This is a genomic window from Lentzea aerocolonigenes (assembly GCF_000955955.1).
GTDB lineage: Bacteria > Actinomycetota > Actinomycetes > Mycobacteriales > Pseudonocardiaceae > Lentzea > Lentzea aerocolonigenes_A.
Map to the genome: position 1 here is coordinate 1 of NZ_JYJG01000185.1, position 6576 is coordinate 6576.

General features: G+C 69.0%; 8 protein-coding genes. 5 read left to right on the plus strand and 3 right to left on the minus strand.

The window, feature by feature from the left end; genetic code table 11:
* Nucleotides 1–31: 31 nt before the first annotated feature.
* Both UK23_RS24190 and UK23_RS24195 read right to left on the minus strand, forming a co-directional pair.
* The gene (locus UK23_RS24190) at nt 32–586 is read right to left on the minus strand and encodes a TetR/AcrR family transcriptional regulator (protein ID WP_052684984.1); all 555 of its coding nucleotides are present in this window, start codon (nt 584–586) and stop codon (nt 32–34) included.
* 168 nt (nt 587–754) lie between these two features.
* The gene (locus UK23_RS24195) at nt 755–1996 is read right to left on the minus strand and encodes a glycosyltransferase 87 family protein (RefSeq protein WP_052684985.1); all 1242 of its coding nucleotides are present in this window, start codon (nt 1994–1996) and stop codon (nt 755–757) included.
* Nucleotides 1997–2128: 132 nt separating this feature from the next.
* Between UK23_RS24195 and UK23_RS24200 the strand changes: the two genes are divergently transcribed.
* From UK23_RS24200 to UK23_RS24220, 5 genes are read left to right on the plus strand one after another with little or no spacing between them, the layout of a single operon-like run.
* Complete coding sequence (locus UK23_RS24200; protein WP_052684986.1) at nt 2129–2662, plus strand: RNA polymerase sigma factor; 534 nt, start codon at nt 2129–2131, stop codon at nt 2660–2662.
* On the plus strand, nt 2655–3659 hold the full coding sequence (locus tag UK23_RS24205) for a hypothetical protein (protein ID WP_045313908.1): 1005 nt from the start codon (nt 2655–2657) through the stop codon (nt 3657–3659). The genes UK23_RS24200 and UK23_RS24205 overlap by 8 nt, the downstream gene beginning before the upstream one ends.
* A 40-nt stretch (nt 3660–3699) precedes the next feature.
* Nucleotides 3700–4122, plus strand: a complete 423-nt coding sequence (locus tag UK23_RS24210; protein ID WP_045313909.1) for a cupin domain-containing protein — start codon at nt 3700–3702, stop codon at nt 4120–4122.
* Nucleotides 4119–4544, plus strand: a complete 426-nt coding sequence (locus tag UK23_RS24215; protein WP_045313910.1) for a cupin domain-containing protein — start codon at nt 4119–4121, stop codon at nt 4542–4544. Before UK23_RS24210 ends, UK23_RS24215 begins: the two co-directional genes overlap by 4 nt.
* Nucleotides 4541–4873, plus strand: coding sequence for a LuxR family transcriptional regulator (locus UK23_RS24220; RefSeq protein WP_045313911.1), 333 nt, complete (start codon nt 4541–4543; stop codon nt 4871–4873). The genes UK23_RS24215 and UK23_RS24220 overlap by 4 nt, the downstream gene beginning before the upstream one ends.
* Nucleotides 4874–4927: 54 nt before the next feature.
* Here UK23_RS24220 and UK23_RS24225 read toward each other — a convergent pair.
* The coding region (locus tag UK23_RS24225; RefSeq protein WP_045313913.1) for an L-aspartate oxidase at nt 4928–6576 on the minus strand (1649 nt) is incomplete at its 5' end.

Consider the following 6576-nt stretch of genomic DNA (forward strand, 5'->3'; position numbering starts at 1 on the left):
GGTGGTACTTGCAGACGCCGGACCGGCAGCGCTACTGCTCCCGTATTCCGTTGACCACCAGCCGGAGGGTCGTGACGAGCTCGTTGGCGAGCGTCGTCGGCTGCTTGCCACGACCCACGTACCGGTAAAGCGTCCCCAGGTAGACATCCCGCAGGATGTTGCCGACCAGCGTCGGGTCGACGTGCTCGGCGATCTCGCCCGCCTGCTTGCCGGCGGTGACGATCTCCGCGAACAACGACGTCGCGTACGGCTGTTCGAAGATGGGGTGGCCGCACCGCACCCAGGCCGCGAGCATGACCTGCGTGGTGCGCCACTCCAGCTTGTTGATCTTCGCGAGTGCCCGCATGCAGTTCTCCAGGCACGTCAGCGTGTCCAGGCCCCCACCCGCGATCGCGCCGAGTTCCGCTCTCAGCGTGTCTCGCCGCCGCGCACCCCACGCGGCGATGACCTCCTCCTTCTTGTCGAAGTAGTTGAAGAAGGTGCCTCGCGCGACATCGGCCCGTTCGGTGATGTCCTCGATCGAGGTCTCTTCGTAACCCTGTTCTGTGAACAGCTCGATCGACGCCGTGTACAAACGTTCGTACATGGCTCGCTTGTGCCGCTCGCGCCTCCCGACAGCCTGAGTCGGCGCCGCGGGCTCGGCCACGCGTCGCGTCCCCGCCATACATGAACCCCCGTCTAATTGTGTACCGGAGTACAGGCTAGCGGCATGCCGGGTACGAAAATACCGTCCGAAGGTGCGGACTACGGGATTTCACCTGTCTGCAGGCACGCGTGTCCAGGCGAGCGCCACGAGAACGCCGATCGCGATCCACGTGTAAACGTCACCGTAGACGTGCTGCCACCAGGTCCACAGCATCTCCTTGTCACCCGTGCTGGGCAGCCAGTTGAACGGGCCGAGGGAGAACACCACGACCAGGGCCCCGAGAGCCACCCCGGTTCCGTTGCGGCGCAGGAAAGCGAGTGCCAGGAACGCCGGCACGCACCACACCCAGTGATGCGACCACGAGATCGGCGAGACGAGCAGGCCCGCGATCGCAATTGCGACAAGGGCTACCACGTCGTGACGAGTCCGGCGCGCCGCGACCACCGCGAGTAGCACGACGACGGCGGACAGCAGCACCCACAGCAGCATCTCGGTGGACTGACCCGGGTTGAGGCGGTGCAGCACACCTCGCAACGATTGGTTCGTCATGTATGCGATGCCGCCGACGCGGCTCCCGTCGAGCACGTTGTGGAACCAGAACTCGGCGGAGTCGCGCGGCGCCAGCACGAATCCGGCTCCGGCCAGCCCCGCGAAGGTCGCGACCGAGGTGAGCGCGGCCCGCCAGTCCCTGCGCACGGCGAAGTACAGCACGAAGATCAACGGCGTCAGCTTGAGCGCGGCGGCCAGGCCGACGAGCATCCCGCGCCACCGGCGGTCGGTGACGGCCAGGCAGTCCACCACCACGAACGCCATCAGCAGCAGGTTGATCTGGCCGTACGCGAACGTCGAGTGCACCGGTTCCAGCGCGAAGGCCGCGACCGGGACGGCGGCGCTGACCGTCCACACGACATTCGTGCGCGGGGTCAGCCTGCGCGTCACCACGAAGCAGACCACCGACAGGCACAGGAAGCTGATCATCGTCATCAGCGTGTTCGCCAGCCACACCGGCAGGAACGTGAGACCGCTGAAGAGGACAGCGGCGATCGGCGGGTAGGTGAACGGCAAGTTGAACTCGGCCAGCTCGCCGGGGAAGCCCACGTAGAGCGGAAGCCCTTTCAGCCAGGCGAGTCCACCCGTCCGGTACACCTGCAGGTCGAGGAAGTAGACGCCCATCCCGGCCAGCACGAGCGGCAGCGCCACCAGTGCCGCGAACCACAGCACGCGGGTGTCCCGGCGCGCCCTGGCCCACCGGTCCAGCGCGAGGATTCGCCGTCGCCCGGCCTCGAACGCGTCCTGGGACATCGGCGGGACGTCGCCGACGAACTGTCTGATCAGCACTGTCTCGTTCACATCGACTTCTTGGCCGATGCGCGCTTTCGCGTTTCCACCTGACGGGTGTGACCGTCCTCATGGGAATGCGGAGGGGCCGATCGGCCAATAGCTTGTGTGAGCACCGAGACAGCGCGAACTGGAGGGCCGGAGGTGACTCGACCTCTGGACCGGGACACGTGGGTCGGCCTGTACGACCGCCACGCCCGTGACCTGCACCGCTACCTGGCGCTGCGGGTGGACGCCGCGATCGCCGACGACCTGGTGTCCGAGGCGTTCCTGATCGCGTGGGAGCGCCGCGACACGTTCGACCCGGCCCGCGCGAGCCTGAAGGCGTGGCTGTTCGGCATCGGCACGAACCTGCTGCGTCAGCACATGCGGTCCGAGGGCCGTCGCCTGCGGGCGTGGGCGCGTGACCACGGCCGGCGCGCGGTGGCCGATCACGTCGACGACCGCGCCGCCTCGGTGGTGGACGCGAAGTCGTTGCTGAGCGACCTCGCCGAGGTGCTGGCGGACCTGCGGCCGGAGGAACGGGACGTGCTGCTCATGGTGGCGTGGGCCGATCTGAGCGCGGCGGAGGTGGCCGAGGTGACCGAAACGCCGGTGGCGACCGTGCGGACCCGGTTGTTCCGGGCACGGGCGAAGCTGCGGGCGAAGATCAACGGGCAGGAGGGTGACGATGCGTGACGAGGCGCGTCCAGTCGAGGACGAGACGGTCAAGTGGGCGATGTCGGACGTCGCCCCGATGACCGACGAGGCGTTCGCGCGCGGCCGGGCCGCGTTGCTGGAGCGGATCGACTCGGACAAGGTGGTCCCGCTTCGCCGCAGGCGCCGGATCCCACTGGTCGCCGCGGCCGCAGCGATGGTCGTGCTCGCGGGTGCCGCGCTGCTCGCGCCGTCGCTGACCTCGCGGACATCCGGCCCGAACGTGGCCGTGGCCGAGGTGCTGACCAAGGCGGCCGGGCTGACCGGTGACGCGAAGCTGCAGCCGGGCCAGTACCTGTACGTGCTGGAGAACGCGCGCTGGTCGATGAAGGACTACCGGTACGACTGGATGTACCTGCAGGACCAGAAGCTGGAGAGGTGGATCCCCGCCGACCGCAGGGGCAAGTGGTTCTACAAGATCACCAATGTCGGTGGCCGGCAGTGGCTGATCGGGTCGGACGCGGACCTCCCCGCCGACTTCCAGTCGCCGATCGAAGCCGAGGGCGAGTACACCTCGGAGGGCGGCCCCGCACTCCACGACAAGATCAAGGCGAACTTTCGCGACCCGTCGCCCGAGTACCTCGCCACGCTGCCCCTCAACCCGCGTGAGCTGTACCAGAAGCTGGTCGGCGAGGTGTCGGGCAACGAGGGCGCGGTCTTCCTCCAGATGGTCAGCCAGGGCCTGGACTCCGGCGTCTACCCCGCCGAGGTGCGGTCCGCCGTGTACCAGGCGCTGACCTACCTGCCGAAGCTGGAGATCGCCGGCTCCGCTTCCGTGATCGACGGCAGGACGGGCACCGCGCTCGGCGTGACCGAGAACGAGACGACGGAGCAGATCGTCATCAACCCCTCGAACGGCGAGTACCTCGGGTCGCGCACGGTGCTGGCGAAGGACGCGTGGGGGCTGAAGCAGGGGCAGGTGATCGGCACCCGCTCGGTGACCACGAAGGTCGTCGCCGGGGTGGGACAGACCTCCTGACGGTTGTCACAAAGCGGCGGGCTGCCCGGTCTCTCCTGGTATGAGCGAACTGCTGCATCACCCGGAGACCGCGGGCGGTCCGCCGCCGAAGGTCGAGATCCTCGCGGAGGCACCCGGTGCCGCGCCAGTGCCGGAAGGGCTCGTCGGGAGGGCGATCCTGGTCAGCCTCCCGCCCGGCAGCCCAGGCGCGCCACCCCACCGCCATCCCGGGCCCATCTACGGCTACGTCGTGAAGGGCGCCATCACGTTCGAGCTGGAAGGCGAGCCGGAACGGCTGATCCGGGCGGGTGAGGCGTTCTTCGAACCCGGCGGCGACGTGATCCACTACAGGGGTGCGAACGCGCTGGAGGACGAGGAGTCCGCGCTGGTCGCGACCATGATCTGCGAGCCGGGCGCGCCGGTGCTCACCGTCGTCGGGCACGAGGAACTGGCAGCGCACAAGCACCTGCGGGTGAGCGCATGAACCACGAGCATCAGCTGGACAACCCCGACAAGAGCGGGCCGCCGCCGAAAATCGAGGTCATCGGCACCGTGCCGGGCGCTCCGCAGATCCCGGACGGCGCCGAGGCCATGACGATCTTCGTGACGCTGCCGCCGTCGAGTCCGGGAGCGCCGCCGCACCGCCATTCCGGGCCCGCGTACGGGTACGTCGTCAAGGGCGCGATCAACTTCGAGCTCGAAGGCGAGCCGGTGCGGGTCGTGGAGGCCGGCGGGACGTTCTGGGAGCCCGGCGGCGACGTCATCCACTACCAGGACGGCAACCATCTGGCCGACGAGGAATCCGCTTTCGTGGTCACGATGTTCTGCGCACCCGGCCAGCCGATGCTGACCGTCGTCGAACCCGAGGAGCTCGAGGCGCGCAAGCACTTGAGGGCACCGCGGTGAAGACCTCGCTGACCGAGCTGGCGGAGACCCATCTCACCCTGGCGCGTCAGCTCAGCAGCGGGCGCAGTGCCGAGACCGTCCACGGTGGACGCGACAAGGCGTTGCGGCAGACCGTGATGGCGTTGCGGGCCGGCGAGCACCTGCACGAGCACGAGCACCCCGGTGAGGTGACCGTGCAGGTGCTGCACGGTCGCATGCGGCTCGTCGCCGGGCCCTACCGGCACGAGGCCGGGATCGGTGACCTGCTGACCATGCCGGAGCACAGGCATCGAGTGGAGGCGCTGGAGGACAGCGTCTTCCTCTTCACCACGGCACTGAGGCTGCCGTGACGGCGAGGGGCGGGAACACCCACTCTCCAGTGTTCCCGCCCCTCGCCCGAGGTGTCACTCGACCAGCTTGCCGGCCGTGTCGACGTCCCGCATGAGCGCCGCGATCTCGTCCGGCACCGCGGGAATCTCCTCCCGGTCGACCCAGCCCGGACCCGCCCACACCAGGTTCACCTGCTGCGCGGGATCCAGGTCCGGGAAGTCCGACCGGTTGTGGCAGCCGCGGGTCTCCCGCCGTTCCAGCGCGCACTCCAGCGTGGCGCGGGCCGCCAGTGCCGAGGACTTCAGGTCGAAGGCGTGGGCGAGGTCCTGGAAACCGGCGAGGTCCGGGTGCACACCGACGTCGCGGATGCGCTCTTCCAGTTCGTCCAGCTCGGCGAGTCCCTTGCGCAGTGACGACTCGTCACGGACGACGCCCGCGTGTTCGGTCATCGTGTTGCGCAGAGTTCGTTGCAGGGCACGGACGTTCTCCGGGCCGTCGGCGTTCAGGAGCCCGTCGACCTCGGCCCGCGCCTCGCCCAGCACGATGCGCGAACGGCGTTGCGCGCTCAGCGAAGCCGAGTACTCCGCGGCCGCCTCGCCGACGATCCGGCCGTACACCAGCAGTTCGATGAGCGAGTTGCCACCGAGCCGGTTCGCTCCGTGCAGGCCGCTGGACGCCTCGCCGATCGCGTACAGGCCCTCGACTCCCGTGGAATGGTCGGCGGGCGACACCCAGACGCCGCCCATCGAGTAGTGCGCGGTCGGCGCGATCTCCATCGGTTCGCGGGTGATGTCCTTCATCTGCAGCTCGAGGAGCGTCTGGTAGACGCGCGGCAGGCGGCGCATGATCTGCTCGCGCGGCAGGTGCGAGACGTCCAGCCACACACCGCCGTTCGGGGTGCCGCGGCCTTCCTTGATCTCCGTGTACGCGGCCAGTGCCACTCTGTCGCGTGTGGACAGTTCCATGCGCTGCGGGTCGTAGCGGGACATGAACCGCTCCCCCGGCGCGTTGGTCAGCACGCCGCCCTCACCGCGGGCTGCCTCGGACACCAGGGTGCCTGCCGCGTTCTCCGGTTCGAGCAGGCCGGACGGGTGGAACTGCACCAGTTCGGGATCGCGGATCCGGCCGCCCGCGAGCACCGCCAGGCGGAACGAGTCGCCGGTGTTCTCGTCCCTGCGCGAAGATGTACGGCGCCAGATCCGGGTGTGCCCGCCTGCCGCGAGGATCACCACGTCGGCGTGGAACACGTACCGCGTACCGGTGTTCAGGTCGAACCCGTACGCGCCGAAGACCACGTTGTCCCGCACCAGGATCTGCGTGATGTAGCAGGTGTCGTGGATCGGGATGTCCAGCTGCGCGGCGCGGTTCACCAGGGTGCGCTGGATCTCCAGACCCGTGTAGTCACCGGCGAACGACGTGCGGCGGAACGTGTGCGCGCCGAAGAACCGTTGCGAGATCCGGCCGTCCTCCTCGCGCGCGAACGGCATGCCCCACCGCTCCAGGTCCGCGATGCCGCGCGGCGCCTGTTCCGCGACGACCCGCACGATGTCCGGGTTCGCGAGGAGATAGCTCTCCTTGATGGTGTCGGCCGCGTGCTGCTGCCACGAGTCGGCCGGGTCCATCGTCGCCAGCGCCGCGTTGATGCCGCCCGCCGCCAGCGCCGTGTGCGCGTCGTTCTTGGGGCGCTTGCCGACGACCAGCACGTCGACTCCGCGCTCGGCGA

What these genes read in the sequence shown, in the direction of transcription:
- UK23_RS24190 (WP_052684984.1), bottom strand. Translation starts at nt 586, where the DNA reads ATGTACGAACGTTTGTACACGGCGTCGATCGAGCTGTTCACAGAACAG.
- UK23_RS24205 (WP_045313908.1), top strand. Translation starts at nt 2,655, where the DNA reads ATGCGTGACGAGGCGCGTCCAGTCGAGGACGAGACGGTCAAGTGGGCG.
- UK23_RS24210 (WP_045313909.1), top strand. Translation starts at nt 3,700, where the DNA reads ATGAGCGAACTGCTGCATCACCCGGAGACCGCGGGCGGTCCGCCGCCG.
- UK23_RS24215 (WP_045313910.1), top strand. Translation starts at nt 4,119, where the DNA reads ATGAACCACGAGCATCAGCTGGACAACCCCGACAAGAGCGGGCCGCCG.